The following is a 19292-nucleotide window of genomic DNA, read 5'->3' on the forward strand; positions in this document are numbered from 1 at the left end:
AATAACTTGAGCAAGTTTTATTTTTCATTTTTTAACCATGAAGGACATGAAGCGGCATGAAAGGTTTAAGTCTTCATGTCCTTCATGGTAATTGCCTAAATTAATTTATGCACGATCCTTAACAAAAAAGGGGGGCGGTTGCCCCCTTTTTTTATTCAACCGGTTTCTGCTGAATCAGGCTAAGCAACGCGTTTATGTGGAAAGCTTGGCTGCGATTTTTACGTTTAGCGCGCTTTCAAACTCCTCTACCGGTACCGGCTTGCCGAACAAGAATCCCTGATAAGTGAAACAGCCGTTGCTTTCCAGAAAAGTCCGCTGTTCTTCCGTTTCCACGCCTTCGGCAATAACTTCGATACCCAGATTGGTGGCCATACCGATGATAGTCTGCACGATCACCGCATCGGTCGGTTTAACGGCCACATTACGCACAAAACTCTGGTCTATTTTCAACTGATCAAGCGGAAGTTGGGTTAAATAAGCCAGCGATGAATAGCCGGTACCGAAATCGTCTATGGAAAAGCGCACGCCGATCTTCTTCAGCGCCTGCATCTTAAAAATAGTATCGTCAATGTCGCCCAACACCAAAGTTTCGGTGAGTTCCAACTTGAGCTTATCGGGATCGATCGCGATCTCTGTCAGCAGGGTGGATACCTGATCGACAAAGTCGGCTTGGTGGAACTGGCAGGCGCTGACGTTGACGGCCAAGTGCAAACAACTCAAGCCGGGATCGGATTCCCAAGCCTTGAGCTGACGGCAAGCCGTTTCCAGCACCCACAACCCGATGGGTACAATCAATCCGGTATCCTCCGCCAGAGGAATGAACTGGGCGGGTGAAACCATTCCCCGTTCCGGGTGTAGCCAACGCAACAACGCCTCGGCGCCGAAGACCGCACCGAGATTATTAACCTGCATCTGATAGTAAAGCTTGAACTGGTTTTCGGGCAAGGCGCGGCGTAGCTCCGCTTCAAGCGCTATCCTAGCCTCCATCGCGGCATGGGTGGCGGGATCGAAAAAACGGATCGCATTGCGACCGGACCGTTTGGCTTGATACATCGCTGTGTCGGAGCGCTTAAGCAATTCATCAACCGTGAGTTCATGATTGAGGAATAAGCTAATGCCGATACTGGATGAACTATGGTATTCGTGTCCCTGCAAATCGAAAGGCTGATTGATAGCCGCGCGAATTTTCTCGGCGACAGCCTCGGCCTGTACCGCGGCCTCTTCGGCAACCGCACTGAGCTCACACAGAATAACCAGAAATTCATCGCCGCCCAGCCGGGAAACCGTATCATTCTCGCGCAAACAAGCCAGCATCCGGGCGGCGATCTCAACCAGCAGCAAATCACCGATATGATGCCCCTTGGTATCGTTCAACTCCTTGAAATTATCCAAGTCGATGAACAGGATTGCGCCGTGGTTATGACTTCGTGCGCTGGAAGCCAAAGCTTGTTGCAGCCTGTCCTGCATCAGGCGGCGATTGGGCAAATTAGTCAACGGATCATAGAACGCCAGATTATGAATCGTTTCTTCGGCCTGTTTTTTCTGGGAAATATCCGAAAACGTGGCGACATAATGAGTAACCTGCTTACCCTCAATAGTCGCGGCGATAATGCTGAGCCATTGGGGGTAAACCTCGCCATTCTTGCGTCGGTTCAATATCTCCCCCTGCCAGCACTTGTTGCGACTCAAACTCTCCCACATAGACCGGTAGAACCGGGCGTCCTGACGACCGGACTTAAGCAGGCGGCCGGGAGTTTGGCCGACGGCCTCTTCGGCAGTGTATCCGGTGATCCGGGTGAAGGCCTGATTGACCTTCAGGATAACCTGATTTGCATCGGTGATGGCTATGGCTTCCAGGGACTCCAGCGCAATTGCGGCGATGCGCAGATCCGCTTCCGCTTGCTTACGCCCGGAGATGTCGCGGACAACCGCCTGGAGAACCGTCTTGCCATCCAACTCCATCGCGCTAAGCAGCACATCGGCTGGAAAACTCTCGCCGGTATCGGCCCGCTTATGCATCCACTCAAACTGATGCGTACCCTTCTCGATTGCCGTGACGATCCGCCGGGCGGCCAGCATCACTGAATCGGTACCGCAAGCTTGCTCCGGCGGCGACAAATCGGCGGGATATTTTGAATAGAACTCTCCCGGCGTCGCGCAACCAAAAACAGTCAGGGCCGACTTATTACAGTCGAATAAGCCCTTCTCATCCAGCAGCATTATTGCGTCGCCGGTCATATCGTAGAGTGTGTGAAATTTTGTCTCCGAACGACGCACCGCCTCATACGCCTGCTTTTGCTCGCTGATGTCGCGGCCAAAGGCGAATGCCCCGATAATTTCGCCATCACTGCCGCGTTCGGCAACAAAGCGGACATGATGGATACGCTGATCGCCATCTGGACTTAATACCATAACTTCGACATGTCCCGGTTCGCCGGTAGCAATCACCCGTTCCAGCTTCGCCTGATAATTCTCTACGCCTATACAGCCGTCGAACCTGCTTTCCATAGGCGTCTTGCCGATCAGCGATTCGGACTTGACGTCCACCGTTTGCTCCATCATGCGGTTAACGTAAACCGCGCGGCAATCCAGGCCGTAGCGGATGATATTGTCCGGCGAACTGTCCACCAGGGAGCGGAGTTCCTGTTCACGTCTGGCGACGGAGATACGCAGAATCACGTTCTCGCATAGAGTGCGATAGGTACGCTGCGCGACCATGTCAGTCAGCAGCAGGAACAGCGCAATCATCGCGCTCATAGTAGTCTGGATTTCCGTGCCTTCGAGTAACAAGCGCACAATCACCGTTGCAAGCGCAGGTAATGAGAATGCCAGCAAGGACATCCTGTCGCTTGACAGCGTAGTAATGGCCGCAGAGGTCATCCCCCCCAGCGCAAAAGTCAGAAATACCTGATGCGTAAGATCATGCGAGGGAAACATCAATAAACTTGCCAGCCCCCACACCAGGCCGATTGCAGCGATACTGATACGGAAACGCTGCAACCAGACGCTATCATTACCCTGCGCTGCGCGGCGATGCGCGACAAACAGCAGCATACGTGCGACCAATGCAACCATCAGCAGAATCAGCCAAGCGATGACAGCAGACGGGGCTACAATACTCCACTGCATAGCCGAAAGAATCAATGCTACCAGCGCATTCCCGACCACCGCCGTTGGCGTGTTGGCGTAAAGCGATCTTACCTGTTCGGCGCGAATCGCCGCCGTTTCTTCAGCGGCAGGTATGTTAGTAAAAACTTGCATTCGAATATCCGTTAATCGTATTTTGCTTCAATCAGCTTGTCGACCAGCTCGAGAAAACGCGGTATCTGGATCGGCTTGGTCAGATAATCCGCAAAACCGGCAGCCATGCCTTTTTCTATGTCGCGCTCCATGGCGTTGGCGGAGACGGCAACGACAGGAATATCGGAGGTGGTCGGGTCATTTTGTAAGCGGCGCAAAGCTTCAAAGCCGTCCATGCCCGGTAGGTTGATGTCGAGCAGAATAAGATCGGGATGCTGTATTCCGGCAATTTCCAATCCAAGTTCAGCGGTATGTGCATCCAGCATCTTCAGTCCGGTGCGGGTGGCGATGATTTCCCGTACCAGACGCAGGTTGGCCGGATTATCTTCAACATAAAGCAGAGTGCGCACCGAGGTATAACTATTCTGTACCGCGTCGGCGCCGGAGGCAACCGATGCCGGGCAATCACTGACTACTTCGGCGGCGGGTAATTCGACCCAGAAAACGCTGCCTTCGCCCACCACGCTTTCCACACCGATCACGCCCTGCATCGCTTCAACCAGCCGTTTGGATAACGCCAGGCCGATGCCGGTGCCTTCTATGCCGCTGTAAGCCGATTCGATACGTTCGAATGCTCTAAACAGACGCGGCAACGCAGTGGCTGCAATGCCTCGCCCGCTGTCCTTGACCATGATTCTGGCCATACCCTCGTGCGCAGGTTGGCAGACAATATGGACGCTGCCTGCATGATGGTTGTATTTAATCGCATTAGACAACAGATTGAGCAGCACCTGACGCAGGCGGAAACGGTCAGCCTGTACGGCGGCGGCAGGGTCTATGTCCAGCGACAGTTTGATGTGGTGTTCGGCGACTAAAGGCTGTAACAAGGCGATGCACTCATCGACCAGTTGAGACACTTCCACCGGTTCTAACGAAAGCTCAATCCGGCCGCTCTCGATACGCGCCAGGTCCAGCACTTCATTAATCAGCTCCAGCAGGTGCTGTCCGGCATAGAGAATCTCCTGAATATACTCCGCCTGCTCAGGGGTGAGCGGATTTCCCTGATTGATCTCGAGTAATTGCGAGAATCCCATAATGGCGTTTAAAGGTGTGCGCAATTCGTGGCTCATCCGCGAAAGAAATTCGGACTTGGCGTTGTTGGCGCTCTCCGCTTCGTCCAGGGCTTTAATCAACGCCTGCTCGCGCCTAGCTATGGAAATACGCAGCATCACATTCTCGCGCAGAGTGCGATAGGTGCGCTGCGCGACCATGTCAGTGAGCAGCAGAAATAGTGCAATCATCACGCCCATCACCGTCTGGATGGCTGTGCCTTCGGCAAACAATCGCACAATGACCGACACAAGCGCCGGCAATGTAAAGGTCAGCGACGATACCCTATCGATTGACAGGGTGGTAATGGCGGCAGAGGCCATGCCACCCAGCGCAAAAGTCAGAAATACCTGATGCGGCAGATCATGCGGGGGAAACACCAATAGACTCGCCAGCCCCCACGCCACGCCAACAGCCGCGATACTGATACGGAAACGCCGCAACCAGATGCGATCATTGCCCGGCGCGGCCCGGCGCTGCGCAACAAACAGCAGCATGCGCACGCCCAGTGTAAGCAGAAAAAACGCCAGCCAACCGATCACAGCAGGCGCGGCAACGGCGCCCCACTGCATATAGGCAAGAATCGATGCTACCAGCGCATTCCCGACCACCGCCGTCGGCGTGTTGGCGTAAAGCGATCTTACCTGCTCGGCGCGAATCGCTGCCGCCTCCTCGGCGGCAGATATGTTAATAGAGACTTGCATGTAAATGTACGCTAACCGGAAATGATGATTGAGTTGAACAAAAAAACATCGACCGCGTTATCGAAAGAAACAAGGACGGCCTATGGCGACGGATTACTTTCAGCATGGCCGGTGTGTGATAGAGTCCTAACGCCGACCGGCCCATCTTCCATTCAACTGATCTCCGGCGGGTAACGTGTTAAGTAACCGAGCTAACGTTCTCCGGTATTTGGAGTGCAAGCTCTGCTTGCAAAGCAGGCGAAGCCTGCACTCCGGCCCATTGAACAAAGCTGAAAACTTATATTCAAGCATTTATTCTCCTTTTATTTAAGTATCGTGTCCAGCAAAGCCAGAAGTTTCGGAACATCCAGCGGCTTGGTCAAATAATCGGTAAAGCCGGCGGCCAAGCCTTTTTTTATGTCCCGTTCCATCGCATTGGCGGAAATAGCGATCACCGGAATATCGCAAGTAACGGAATCGTCCTGTAAATGGCGCAACGCTGTAAATCCGTTCATGCCCGGCAGGTTGATGTCGAGCAAAATAAGATCGGGATGATATGTTTTTGCGATGTCCAGCCCCTGCTCGGCTGTATTGGCTTCGAGCAACAGCAGACGGGTATGCGTGGAAATTATTTTTCGCACCAGTCGCAGATTGGCCGGATTATCTTCGATATAAAGCAAGGTACGGGCTTTAACATAGCTGCTTTGCGCGGCTTCGGCGGCGCTGAAACCCGATGGCGGGTAAATTTCAGCCTCAACCGCCGGCAGCTCAATCCAGAAAGTACTGCCTTCGCCGACAATGCTTTCCACACCGATACTGCCGCCCATCGCCTCGACCAGGCGTTTGGCGAGCGCCAAGCCGATACCGGCACCCTCAATACCGTCATAGGCCGTTTCGATTCGCTCGAACGGTTTAAACAGGCGCGGCAAGGCGTCAGCCGCAATACCCCGTCCGCTGTCGCGCACCGCAATCCTGATCCTGTCCTCTGCTGCGGATTGGCAGCTGATTCGGACGCTGCCGTTATCCCGGTTATATTTGATCGCATTGGACAGCAGATTAAGCAAAATCTGGCGCAACCGCAGCCGGTCTGCCCGCACAGTACCAGTGCCGTCTATATCCAGCTTCAATTCGATCCGCCGCCCGGATGTCAATGGTTGTAGCAATGCCGTGCACTCCCCGATCAGCGACCGCGCTTCCACCGGTTCCAAAGACAGCTCAATCCGGCCGGTCTCGATGCGCGCCAAATCCAGCACTTCATTGATCAGTTCCAGCAAGTGCCGTCCGGCATGCAAAATTTCATGAAGATTATCGGCCTGATCGGCAGTGAGCGGGGTTTCCAGGTCAGTTTCCAGTAATTGCGCAAAGCCCATAATCGCATTCATCGGCGTGCGCAGTTCGTGACTCATTCGCGATAAAAATTCAGACTTGGCGTTATTGGCCCGGTCGGCTTCTTCCTTCGCATGCAGCAACAGCTCGGTGCGCTGTTGTACGCGCTGTTCGAGCTCTTCATTAAGGTCTTTAAGCGCCAGCTCGGTTCGCTTAAGTTCGGTCACATCCTGAATTGTGCCCACCGATCTAATCGGCCTGCCCGCAGTATCGAAGTGGGATGTGCATCGTTCGGTCACGTATTTGGTCCGCCCGTCCGGCATTAACAAACGGTGCGTAATCTGATACGGCTCGTGCGTCTGCAAAGACCGGTTGTAAGCCTCATTAACGGCGTCCCTGTCCTCGGGATGTATCGCATTGAGAAATGCCTCATAAGTCGCGCCGAACCGATTTTTGTCGATTTCAAATAATTGATAGATTTCATCGGACCAGATCAATATGCCGCTGCTTAAGTCCAGCTCCCAACTTCCCACCTGGGCAATATGCTGCGCCTCATTCAACTGTTCCATAGCCAGTCTTATATCGGCTGTACGCTGCCCGACCTGCCGCTCAAGATTCGACTGCTGAAAGTGCAAATGTTCCGTCATCGTGTTGAACGAAACAGCCAGTTGCTTAAACTCATCGCATCCGGCCAGCGGGGCGCGATGATTCAGATCCCCGCCTGCAATCCGTTCCGTCGCGATTATCAACCGCCTGATCGGAGTCACTAGCGTTCGTCCCAGCATCAGTGCAACCAAACTTGCAACCAGCAACAGCAAACCCAACGCGATCAGGCTGGATTTCTGTAACAGATAAAGCGGCGCGAACGCCTCGGAGGCATCCATTTTTACCACCATGCCCCAGCGCAACGCAGGCAGGTAGCGCCAAGCGCCGATTATCTCGACGCCGGCATAGTCTCGGGTAATACCTTTATCATGTCCACCGTTAAGCGCCGATCGCATAGGCGCGGCTAGCTTGTCCAACGGCACACGGTAGCGGAAGGCCGCATTTTGAACATGTCTCAAAGAACCGACATAAACCGCCTGATCGCCGTCCACTTGCGCCAAGAGCGTTTCTCCGGTGACGCCCAAACCGGTGGTGTCGCCGCTAACGGCGGTAAGTTTATCCAAATCCATCTGTAGAGCCAGAGTGCCGACCACCCTGCCCGCGTTAAACATGGGTGCAACGATAAAAATAGCCATCCTTTCAGCGGATGGCGCATAGGGGCCGGCCTGCGTGATTTGCGCGTCGAGCAAAGCGATGGCTTCCCGGTGAGCTTTAGCCAGGGCGGTATCGCGGTAAGGGCCGGTATTGAGATTACTGCCCAAATCAGCTTCATGGCGGATCGAAAACACCACATTGCCAGCCGCGTCGGTGAGCAGCAAATCGTAGTAACCCACGCTCTCCATCAGCGTGTGGAAATAATCGCCATAAGCCCGCTCCTCCGCCCGGTAGCGTAGCGCGGCCGCCTTATCTTGCCGATTGGAGCGAGCTTGCAGGGTGTCGAGCGCGGCAAATGATTTCGCCAGCAACCGGCCGTCGGTCAGGCGCTCGCTAATATAAGCGTTAATTTGATCCGCCTTTTTATCCGCGAGAGAAGACAGATTTTCCAGCGCCGACTGCTGCAATGTGCGCTCAAAAGCCTGAACGTAAAGCCAAGCCAATCCCGCCATTGGCAGCGGCGAAAGCAACAAAAAACCCAGCATCAGACGCGGAATAATTTTGCCCAAGATCATAACCGGCCTCCTTCAAGCAGAACTTGCCACTCATCGCGGCTGCGATAACCACGCCGTGGCGGTGCGTTTGGGGCAAACACCTTCGTATCCAGCTTGGCAACGGCGGTCAGCATCAGGATGTCCATTAGCGCGGACGCTGCCATCAATTTAAGCGTGTTTTCACAACCTGATTTCCCTGGTTTAAGACGCGCAAACCGGTAGAGCGGTAGCGAATCCATCGTATGCGCGGCATTGTTGTGACGGTTTTCACTGTGTTCTCGGCAATAGCCCCATGTCGCCGTCCCGGATACGATTCTATCTCTAATATCCATGCATGCCCTACAAGGCTTCTTTCGGCGTGCAACCGGGAAGCAATCGATCCACAGTCTCAAGAAGATGCATGACATCAATAGGCTTGGTAATGTATTCGTCAAAGCCCGCCGCCATACCCCGCTCAATATCGCGGGATGTCGCGTTGGCGCTGATCGCAATCACCGGCGTCTTTTTTGCCGAATCCAGGGAACGCAATATGCTTAATACCTGATAGCCATCCATGCCCGGCAGATTAATATCGAGCAGAATCAACTCAGGATGATGCGCCGAGACCAGCTCCAGCCCTAATTCAGGCGTATACGCCGTAATCAACTGCAATTGCGGATTCCTGCCCAGGATCCGGGAGACCAATCTGAGGTTAGCCGGATTGTCTTCAATATAAAGTACCGTATACCGGCACCGGCCGGCCAACATTGTTTCAGTCGTTATTGCCTGTTTCAAGTGACTGCTTCGAGTCTTCTGTTCCGAAGCGACTTCCGGCAGTTCAATCCAGAAAGTGCTGCCCTGCCCCTCCTCGCTGGTCATTTCGATGGCGCCGCCCATCATTTGCATGAGCCGGCGACAAATGGTCAGACCGATGCCGGTCCCTTCAATAGCCGATTCTTCGGCGCCCAAACGTGAAAACGGTTGAAACAGCTCCTGCCGCCTATCTGCCGGGATACCGTAACCGGTGTCCGACACTTCCAGCCGCACGAAGCCGTCCCGCGCTGTCACCTGAATCGACACCGTTCCCTGCGGACGGTTATATTTGATCGCATTGGAAAGCAGGTTCAGTAACACTTGTTTTAGCCGGGTACGGTCGGCGCGTACCGCATAACCGCCGATTGCCGAATCGTTTATGGTGACGCCATGCACTTGCGCAATAGGCTTGACCAACGCCAGACACTCCCCGATCAACTCGGCGCAAAGCAACGGTTCCAATGACAAATCGATCTTGCCTGACTCGATCTTGGCCAGATCCAGCACCTCGTTAATCAGTTCCAGTAAATGGCGGCCGGCCTTCAAAATCTCATCGACATAATCCGCTTGGTCCTCATTGAGTCCGTTGTCTATTTCCAGCAACTGACCAAAACCGAGAATGGCATTCATCGGCGTGCGCAATTCATGCGACATGCTCGACAAGAACTCGGACTTGGCGCTGTTGGCGCGTTCCGCATCATCCCTGGCGGCGATGATGTCTTGCTCGTATTGCTTACGCTCGCTAATGTCGCGCAGGATGCCGACAAAATTCTTGGCTTGGTCGATTTCCATCACTGTAATCGTCAACCCCATCATAAAAACGGTGCCGTCCTTATGTCGGCCGGGCAACTCAACCTGCTTGCCGATAATAGCGGCCGGTTGCCCGGCCATGTGCCGCGCGATGTACCGGTCATGTTCGCTGCGATAGGGCTCGGGCATTAAGCGGTTAACATTGCAGTTGATTATCTCGGCGGCGCTATAACCGAAAAGTCTTTCCGCTGCGGGATTAAAAGAGCGAATGATGCCGGTGGAATCAATCGTGATGACACAATCCGCGACGTTTTCGATGATATGCTTGAAGATGACCAGCTTAGCCTGCTGCTGCAAAATTTTAAGCTCGACCAGCTTGCGTTCGGTGATGTCCTGCACCACGCCGAGCATATTCAGCGGTGCGCCGTTCTGGTCGCGCACCACATCACCACGCTCCAGCAACCAGCGTATTGTGCCGTCCGGCCATACGCAACGAAACTCGATATTGAATTCAACACCCTGCTGCAAGCAGGCGTCAATCGCTTCAACCACCTGTTGCCTGTCATCCGGGTGAATATTGTTAAAATAATTCTTGTAGAAGCCCTGCTGAGTAGTCTCGGGGTAGCCGAACAATGAGCTGATACGCTCGGAACAGAACAGCTCTCCGGTCTGTATGCTCCAATCCCAGGTGCCGATGTTGGCGTAGAGCTGGCTGCGGCGCAGACGTTCCTCGCTTTTCCGCAGGGCATCGCCGGCCTCGCGACGCTCGCTCACATCATCCGAGATGCCTATGAAATGGGTGAGCCGCCCTCGTTCGTCATGCACAGGCGCAAGGCGCAAATCATTCCAATAGGGCGTTCCGTCCTTGCGATAATTATGCAGCAGAGCCTCGCCGGCACGGCCCTCCCGCAACACCGCGCGAATCTCGGTCAGGCCCGGCTGGTCCTGTTCCTTGCCATGTAAAAAACGGGGGTTACGGCCTATCACTTCATCACGGCTATAACCGGTAACGCGCTCAAAGGCCGGATTGACGTAAATCAACGGCATCTTGGCTTTCTCGGCATCCGCTATCAGGACGCAACTGCTGCTGGCGTCAATGGCCCGTTGCATAATACGCAAGCGCAGCTCGGTTTCCTTGATATGGCTTATATCGGTACGAATCGAAACATATTGATATGGCCGTCCGGCGTTATCCAAGAAAGGCACGATACTGGTTTCAACCCAATACAGGCTACCGTCTTTGCGCCGGTTGCAAACCTCGCCCCGCCAGATACTACCGTGAGCGATGGTGCTCCACATGTCGCGGTAAAATTCGGCTAAATGCTCGTTCGATTTGACGATACGATGATTTTGTCCCAAAAGCTCGTTCCGGCTGTAACCGCTAACCGCGCAAAACCGGTCGTTAACATAAGTAATGATGCCGGCCGCATCGGCCACACTGACAATGGCATGCGCATCAAGCGCCTGCTGCTGACGTTCCCGCTCGTAAAGCGTAGCGCGTAGCGACTCCGCCTGCTCTCTAGCGTTACGGAACCGGCGCGCATGTAAAGCCACTGTCGCGGCCAACTGACGAGGATCGGCCGGTTCGGTTAAAAAATAATCGCCTCCGCAATTGAGCGCCAGCAATTGCCTGGATAGGCGCGTTTCCGCCGACAGATAAACGATCGGTAACTGAGCATAGCATTGATCATCCCGCAACAGAGTCGCCAGCTCCGGGCCGGAGCATTCCGGCATAACCAGATCCAGCACCAATACCTCGGCCGCAAAATCCTCCAGTATTTCGGGAACCAATAAAGGATCGCCCGTTTCCAGAACCGCCATGCCGGCTTGTTTTAGAATCAGGCCGTGAGCCGCCCGCTGATCGGGATCGTCATCGACCAGCAGCACGCGCAAAGGCTCGCTCGGGGTCAACGCCGCCGAGTCGCCAAGCACTCGCAGCAAGGCTGCGGCATCGACCGGTTTGACCAGATAATTGGTAGCGCCCGCCCGATAGGCGGCAAGCTTCGCCGCCATATCCTGCCGCGCCGAAGTAAAGACCACAGGAAAACTGTTAAGAAACCGCTCTTTCAATTCAGCGATAACTCGCGCCCCCGAATCATCGCCTTCGGGAAACATCACATCCATGATCACCGCGGCAGGCGGCTCCGATATTAAGCTTGCGGCGTTTAAGGCGTTAAGTTCGTTGACCTCATCGACCCGGTACCCCGCCTGTTCGAGCACCGACCGCAGCCAATAGGCCTGCTCCTCGTCATCGCCCACCATCACGATGCGTGGACCTTCTGTCCGCCCATTGGCCGTCTTCGGAACTAAAACATAATTCGGGTTGATTGCATACGCTTCCAGGCTTTCCAGCGCTTTATACGCGGCATCCAGCGTATGTTCCCCGAATACGCCGTCAACGGCTATAGCGGCCACGAGTTGTTCCAGGTTGCGCGCCGCTTCGGAAACCATTATCAGGCGGTGAACGCCCGCCGAACCCGCCAAATTATGCGTAGCGGAATGCAGCGCCTCTAGCGAGTCGCGCTGCCCGCGCCGGGCATCCGCCAGCAAAGTCTTGAGCAGTTCCAATCGTTCCGGCAGGCGTGCAATGAACTCTTTCCGCATTTTGGAAAGAGCAACCTGAATGTCATTTTCCATGGTCGGTCCTTATTAAGGTTGCAATCATCGAAAAAGCGAAGACGCGAAGTCTCTGGTTCGGCTTTTCTGCGTGAACATCGTATCTTCGCGGCGATTCATGTCTAATTTGCCTGGCGTCAGTTACTGCAAGCCGCCAGCACGTCGCCGGCGCAGCGGGTCAGTGTGGATATAAACGCCGCATCGCGTTTGATCGTAGTGTTAATATTCAAATAAGCCGGCGCGGGAGAAGAATTACTGCTGATAAGGATGACCGGAATGTCTTTGTTGCGGCTGCCCGATTCCCGTAGCGCCGCGACCAGAGCGAGCGCGTTGAGATCAGGAAGTTCGCGTGCGGCAATCATTAAATCGAAAGGCTGATGCAACAATAATTCCAACGCAGACAATCCCCGCTCCTGGCTCACCAAACGCACAGCCAGCGGTTCCAGCACTCCCTGGCAGAATTTTCGCGTAGCGATCGACGGCTCAACCAATAATACCGATGCGCAGCCCGGCATGCTGGAAATGCGCAATAGTTCCAAATCCTGCTCGATAGCCGTTGCAACAGCGCCGTCCCGCGCCGGAGTTTCAGCAACACGGCGCAGTAAATCCACATAACTCAAGGCTTGGCTGATCGCCAACGGGTCAAAACGCTCCTTGGCGGCACGGATAAAACTCTCAAACTGGTGACAAACGCCGGTGACCAACGGCATGCCGAAAGTGCCGCCCGAACCCTTAAGGCTGTGAACACGGCGGAAAAGCTCATCGAAAGCGCCGGCCGCGCCTCGCTCCAAAGCCAATACACATTCCTCAAGAAGATCGCAGTGTTCAGGCAATTCTGCGACGAAATCGTCGCGCATTCCGGTCAGTAATAGGGCAAAGTCAGTATTCATAGTAAAGTTTCTTTTATTATAGTTATTGTGACTATTCGGCTCGAAGCGTAAAAATCATTCCCTGCGGAGAGAAAACTAAAACCCGGCCCAATGGCGCTATGGTTTTAGGTTCGTTTATCCGGTCAAGAATAAATCCACCCCTTCAATATCCGCAAAATTGACACACCTGATTACGACCGCCATCCTTAGCCTTATAAAGCGCCGCGTCCGCGGCGGCGAGTAAACCGGGTGCATCCGTGCATTGCTTGCTCGTGGCTACCCCGGCGCTGAGGGTGATGCCAAAGCTTTGCCCTTCATGGATAAACCGCATCTCGGCAAATCGCTGCCGAATGTCGTCAAGCAAGCGCATTGCATCTGCCGCATTACATTCGGGCAGCACCACCGCGAACTCTTCGCCGCCATAGCGGCCGATGCTGTCCTGCCGGCGCAAGCGCTGGCGCAGCAAGTGCGCCAAAGTCTTAATGACCTGGTCGCCCATCGGGTGGCTCCAGGTATCGTTGACCTGTTTGAAATTGTCCAGATCGACCATCGCCATCGCCATAACCTTGCCCTGCCGATGAGCGCGTTCGATTTCAATCGCCAGCCGGTCTTTAATAGTGGAATGCTTGAGCAGCCCGGTCAAACTATCCTGGCTCATCAGTTCACTGACTTTGCGGGCGCGCGCCGCCCGAACCTGCACCGTGGAAACCAGCCGGGCATCCGAAACCGGCTTGGTCAGGAAATCATCACCGCCGTTGCTTAAGGCTTTAATCTGTTCATCCAGATCGTCCGCCGCCGAAAGATAAATAATCGGCAGGCTCATCCAGGCATCTTCGTAACGGATTGCAAGCGCTAAATCAGCGCCATTGCAATCGGGCATGTACAAATCGATGATCAGCAAATCGGGGTTCAAGCTCTGCATCGCGGCCAACGTCTCCTCAGGGCGGCAGACCTTTTCGGCCAACATGCCGGCCGCTTTCAGGGTTAACCGGTAGTGCTCGGCCAAGACTTCATCGTCGTCAACAATCAACACCCGGTAAGGCGCATGATCGTGCTCCCGCAACAGCATCTCGATGCGCCCGGCCAGCGTCGAAATGTCCGTCGATTTAGTCAAAAACGCTCCGCCCCCGGCCCGGGCCGCCGCCAAACGGCTCGGAAAGTCAATCCGGTCCGCCAGAAAAACGGTAGGCAGCCTGTAGCCAAGCCGCTCGAACAGCAAGGGCAAAGCTTCGGTGCTGTCGGCCGGATTTTGCCCCGGCAACATACTATCGACCACCAGTACGTCAGGCATGCCGGCGCGTATCTCGGCTTCGGCTGCCGAAAAATCAGCGCAATGGCTCACTTCATAGCCAAACTGGCTCAAGCCCTTATTCAACTCATAGGCGATCAGCGCTTCATCTTCGATCAAGATAACGCGGACATGCTCATTCTGCCCAAGCAAAGGGGGAGCTAACAGCGCTTTCCCCGCCGACGCATCGAAAGCCGCATCAGTCATGAATGCTTGTCGCAACGCCGACAAGTCGTTTTTCCATGCCTCCCATTGCGCTGCCTCCAGTACGCTTAGATCGTCAAGCCAGACTTTTACGGCCACTTCCAATATCCGAGCCTGCCGAGACAACTCGAAAAAACCGAAAGTGCCGCCCGATCCGGCCAGTTTATGTAAATCGGCATGGAGTTCAGACAGGATGATAGGGGCAATGTCTGCCCCCTTTCCCTTAACACGGCTGAGCAAATTATCCAGCGTATGCACCAAGCGCTTGGCGTACTGCTCGCGCAAAGCTGCAAGCTGTGCTGAAAAATCGGTGGAATCAGTCATCTATGCGTCAACGGATTGATTGAGAGGCGTCATTAGGCTTTCGGTTCGGAAAACCGGTCACGAATCGTCAGGATTTCCGGGAGCCGTTCCATAAACACGGTTACCAGATCAGGATCGAAATGTGTGCCGCTATGGCCTTTGATCAAGTCAACGGCCGCCTCGACCGCCCAGGCTTTTTTATAGGGCCGCTCCGAGGTTAAAGCGTCGAATACATCAGCCAGCGCGGCTATGCGCCCGGTCAACGGAATAGCCTCGCCGGACAGGCCGTAAGGATAGCCGCTGCCGTCCCATTTCTCGTGATGAGTCAGCGCAATTTCTCCGGCACACCTCATCAAATCGGAATCGTCGTCTTCCAGAATGTTGGCGCCGATGACGGCGTGGGTTTTCATGATTTCCCATTCTTCAGGTTCGAACTTGCCGGGCTTGAGCAGGATATGATCAGGGATGCCGATTTTGCCGATGTCGTGCATCGGACTGGCATGCAGCATTAATTCGCAATCGTCCTTGTTCCAACCGATCGATTGCGCCAGCAAGGCCGAGATGTGGCTCATCCGCAGAATGTGATTGCCGGTTTCGTTATCGCGATATTCCGCGGCGCGGCCCAAGCGTTGCACGACCTGCAACCGGGTGCGGCGCAACTCGTCGGTGCGTATCTGTACCATTTCATCCAGCACGTCTTTCTGGTCATGAACCAGGCGATACGCGGTGTGTGCGTCAAGCATGTTGCGTACCCGCGCCAGCAACTCGTTGCGGTCAAAAGGCTTGGTGATGAAATCGCGCGCGCCTGCATTGAGCGCGCGCAACAAAAAATCCTGGCTATGCTGCGCCGTTAGGATCACCACGGGCGGAAGCAGCGGATCGTCAAGCGATTTGAGTTGCTCCAGCACTGCGAAGCCGTCCAGATGAGGCATATTGATGTCCAGCAAGATCAGGTCGGTGCATTGCCGTGTGTAAACGTCCAACACCTGTCTTGAATCCTGTACCAATACAAGATTGCTGTAACCCTGAGCCGACAGCATTTTATCCAGCAACTTCAAGTTCACCGGCTCGTCATCGACAATCAGGATTCGGGCGAATTCTTTCTTGTATAAGGTATTCATCTTGTTCTTTTTTATTTGATAAGTCTGCCGTGATTGTAGATCAACGCTTCGGTTTTTCAAACTTTACTGGTTTTGATCTCCGCCTAAGACCTCATGACGGGGGTGTCCCACTGAAGCCGTTTCAACGGTTCAGCCTGACAACCATGAACTTGCGCAGTTCCTCCAACAGCAGCATCGCCAGAGCAAACGGCAATATGAACAGCCATACCTCAGGCGCAATCGGCAAGGTGCCGAAAACCCGGTTGCCCCAGGCGGTATAGTCGATAATTAAAATCAGCATAATTTCCAGCGCAATACCCCAGAGGATGGCGCGGTTGTCGAACAAGCGCGCACCGAACACACTGCGTCCGGGGGTCTTGCAAAGAAATACATTGACTACCTGCGTGACGATAATCGCGCTCAGACAGGCGGTAGTGGCCTGAAGATATAAGGGCTCTTGACTTGATAAACTCTCGCCCCAGCGCCAACCGCCGCTGTGCAGCACAAAGAAGTAAGCCGCCATCGAGACGACCGCTTCGAGTAAACCTAAAAACAGATAAGCGCGCAACAGCAGACGCCAATCGAGCAGACGCTCCTTTCGCGGACGCGGCGGCCGCCTCATGCTGCCCGGTTCGGGCTTGGCGGCGCCAAGCCCCAAAGCCGGCAGCATGTCCGTCCCCAAATCCACCGCCAGAATCTGGATGATGGTCAAGGGCAGCGGTATCTTAAGCAGCGCGAAAGCCAGATAGGGGATAATTTCCGGGATATTGGACGTAAGAATATAAGCGAGAAACCTGCGGATGTTCTCGTAAACGGCGCGTCCTTCCTCGACAGCGGCGATGATGCTGGCGAAATTATCGTCCAGCAGAATCATATCGGCCGCCTCCTTGGCGACATCCGTCCCGCTGATGCCCATCGCGATGCCGATGTCCGCCAGTTTCAGCGCCGGAGCATCGTTCACGCCGTCGCCGGTGACCGCAACGACGTGCTTTTTCTTTTTCAACGCGGCGACGATGCGCATTTTCTGGTCGGCCCCGACCCTGGCAAAGATGATGTCCGGCGCACTCAAGGCCAGGCGCAGTTGGGTTTCCGACAGCTTACGCAACTGTTCGCCGGTGATAATCACCGGATTATCCGACTGAATCTGGCCGATCTGCCGGCCAATCGCCAACGCGGTATGCGGATGATCGCCGGTCACCATGATGATTTTGATGCCCGCCTCCCGGCATTTGCGCATTGCTTCAGGCACCTCGGCCCTCGGCGGGTCTTCCAGCCCGACCAGCGCGCACAGAATCAGGTCTTGCTCGTGCGCCTCGCCGTGATGCTCCGCTTCCAGCTCACGCCAGGCAAAGGCCAGCACCCGCAACCCCTTATTTGCCATCTGTTCCTGGGCGTTAATGAAACCCTGCCGGGTTTCCGCCGTCAGCGGCATTATTTGCCCGCCGATCTGTACCTGTTTGCACAGCGGCAACAGCGTTTCCAGGGCGCCCTTGCAGTAAAGCACCACACCCTTGGGCGTCTGATGAATAGTGGACATCCGTTTGCGGTCGGTATCAAACGGCACTTCATTGATCTTGGGGTAAGCGCAAGTTTCGCCAAGACAGGTCTTCGCCATCCGCACCAGCGCGATTTCCATCGGGTCACCCAAAGTCTGCCATTTTCCGGCGGAAAGGGATTCTCTCAGGTTGTGGCACAGCAACGCATCCTCGAAAAAGCGCCGATAAGTAAACGCCAATTGCGGCTGCCTCCGCACCGCCGTAATTGTCTGCATTTCCCCGCCCAGATAAAGCGAGCAAACCGCCATGCGGTTTTCGGTCAGCGTGCCGGTCTTATCGGTGCAGATCACCGTCGCCGAACCCAATGCTTCCACCGAAGGCATGTGCCGAATCAACGCGTTACGCTTGGCCATGCGCTGGGTCGCCATCGCCAGCGACAAGGTGACCGTCGGCAATAATCCTTCCGGCACGTTGGCGACGATAATGCCGATAGCGAAGATGAAGTTTTCCCAGAACGACAGGCCCATGCTGCGTCCGATAAAGAAAAAAACCAACCCCAAGGCCAACGCGAGCGCCGCGATAAGACGGCTTAAACGCACGATTTCCAATTGCAACGGCGAAACGGTTTTAACGGCGGTCTGCGTCAGATGGGCGATCTTGCCGAATTCCGTATGCATTCCGGTCGCAAACACCACCGCCCTGCCCTCGCCCGACACGACCGAGGTTCCGGCCAACAGCGTGTTGCGGCTATGTTCCAGGTTTTCTTCCGCCGAAGGATCGGCATCCCGCGCCTGCGGCCTGGACTCGCCGGTGACGGTGGCGTTATTGACGCGCAGGCTAAAGGCTTCGAGCAGCCGGCAGTCGGCCGGCACATTGTCGCCCTCCTGCAATAAGATCACGTCGCCGGGCGCCAGATCGGCGGCCAAAATCAGCGCGACTTCGCCGTCTCTGAGCACCTTGACGTAATAAGGCAGCAGCTTTTGCAGTGCGGAAATGGCGCGTTCGGCGCGGTACTGCTGCCAAAACGAAAATACGCCGTTGATCAGGATCACGCCGAGTATCGCATAGCCCAAAGTCGCCATGCCGCCGCCCGGTTGCCGGGATTCGGCGAAAAACGCCAGACCTGCCGCCAACCACAGTATCAGCGCGAAGAAATGAATAAATTCCTTGATAAAACGCAGTATCAGAGACTCGCCCCGCAGTTCCTCGACCCGGTTCGGCCCATACTCGTCCAGGCGGCATTCGACCTCGGCCTGCGATAGTCCGTCATGACCGCTATGGAGGCTTGCCAGCGCCTCATCGGCAGTGAATTGATGTATTTTCATGGCGACTCCTGCTTTACCGGGTCTTAGCTAAACATCACGCAGTTTAAAATACCACGGACTTCATAATTCTTTGATCAGTTGAATGACCAAGTATTGTATTATTCCAACTTTTAATACTTTAAGAGTCGATTATGAACAGCTATCAACAGAGCAAAAAAGCCAGATACATCGTTTCGGTGGTTTACCTTTTGATAATGGCCGTGGTAATGGGCGGGACTTACCTGTCGCAGCAGCAAAAAGAGGCGGCTGCGAAGACAGCGCAAAGCGCTCCAAATCAATAAGCGGCGTTATTAGGCTATACCGGACAATACTGTTCTACTTAGGATCGTGCATAAATTAATTTAGGCAATTACCATGAAGAGCATGAAGGACATGAAGACTTAAACCTTTCATGCCGCTTCATGTCCTTCATGGTTAAAAAATGAAAAATAAAACT

Annotated in this window: 10 protein-coding genes; 1 reads left to right on the plus strand and 9 read right to left on the minus strand. The window is 54.6% G+C overall.

The window, feature by feature from the left end; all coding sequences use genetic code 11:
* Window positions 1–192: 192 nt before the first annotated feature.
* From V3O24_RS01940 to V3O24_RS01980, 9 genes are all read right to left on the minus strand, one after another.
* On the minus strand, window positions 193–3261 hold the full coding sequence (locus V3O24_RS01940; RefSeq protein ID WP_331305943.1) for an EAL domain-containing protein: 3069 nt from the start codon (window positions 3259–3261) through the stop codon (window positions 193–195).
* Window positions 3262–3272: 11 nt separating this feature from the next.
* A complete protein-coding gene (locus tag V3O24_RS01945) occupies window positions 3273–5054 on the minus strand; it encodes an ATP-binding protein (RefSeq protein ID WP_331305944.1) in 1782 nt (593 codons plus the stop codon).
* A gap of 302 nt (window positions 5055–5356) precedes the next feature.
* Entirely contained in the window at window positions 5357–8134 is a 2778-nt protein-coding gene (locus tag V3O24_RS01950; RefSeq protein ID WP_331305945.1) for an ATP-binding protein, read from the minus strand.
* Window positions 8131–8445, minus strand: coding sequence for a hypothetical protein (locus V3O24_RS01955; RefSeq protein WP_331305947.1), 315 nt, complete (start codon window positions 8443–8445; stop codon window positions 8131–8133). Before V3O24_RS01955 ends, V3O24_RS01950 begins: the two co-directional genes overlap by 4 nt.
* A gap of 7 nt (window positions 8446–8452) precedes the next feature.
* Window positions 8453–12292, minus strand: a complete 3840-nt coding sequence (locus V3O24_RS01960) for a PAS domain S-box protein (RefSeq protein WP_331305948.1) — start codon at window positions 12290–12292, stop codon at window positions 8453–8455.
* Between the two features lie 116 nt (window positions 12293–12408).
* Window positions 12409–13161, minus strand: coding sequence for an Hpt domain-containing protein (locus V3O24_RS01965; protein ID WP_331305949.1), 753 nt, complete (start codon window positions 13159–13161; stop codon window positions 12409–12411).
* Window positions 13162–13303: 142 nt separating this feature from the next.
* Window positions 13304–14956 (minus strand): diguanylate cyclase, encoded by a 1653-nt coding sequence (locus V3O24_RS01970; RefSeq protein WP_331305950.1) that lies wholly within the window; start codon window positions 14954–14956, stop codon window positions 13304–13306.
* 32 nt (window positions 14957–14988) lie between these two features.
* Window positions 14989–16056 carry an HD domain-containing phosphohydrolase gene (locus V3O24_RS01975; RefSeq protein WP_331305951.1) on the minus strand — a complete coding sequence of 356 codons (1068 nt, stop codon included), beginning with the start codon at window positions 16054–16056 and terminating at the stop codon, window positions 14989–14991.
* Window positions 16057–16177: 121 nt separating this feature from the next.
* Complete coding sequence (locus V3O24_RS01980; protein WP_331305952.1) at window positions 16178–18856, minus strand: cation-transporting P-type ATPase; 2679 nt, start codon at window positions 18854–18856, stop codon at window positions 16178–16180.
* Window positions 18857–18987: 131 nt separating this feature from the next.
* Between V3O24_RS01980 and V3O24_RS01985 the strand changes: the two genes are divergently transcribed.
* A complete protein-coding gene (locus V3O24_RS01985; protein ID WP_181049857.1) occupies window positions 18988–19137 on the plus strand; it encodes a hypothetical protein in 150 nt (49 codons plus the stop codon).
* The last annotated feature ends 155 nt before the right edge of the window (window positions 19138–19292 follow it).

The organism is Methylobacter sp. Wu8, assembly GCF_036440755.1.
In the GTDB taxonomy this organism is placed as follows: Bacteria; Pseudomonadota; Gammaproteobacteria; order Methylococcales; family Methylomonadaceae; genus Methylobacter_A; species Methylobacter_A tundripaludum_A.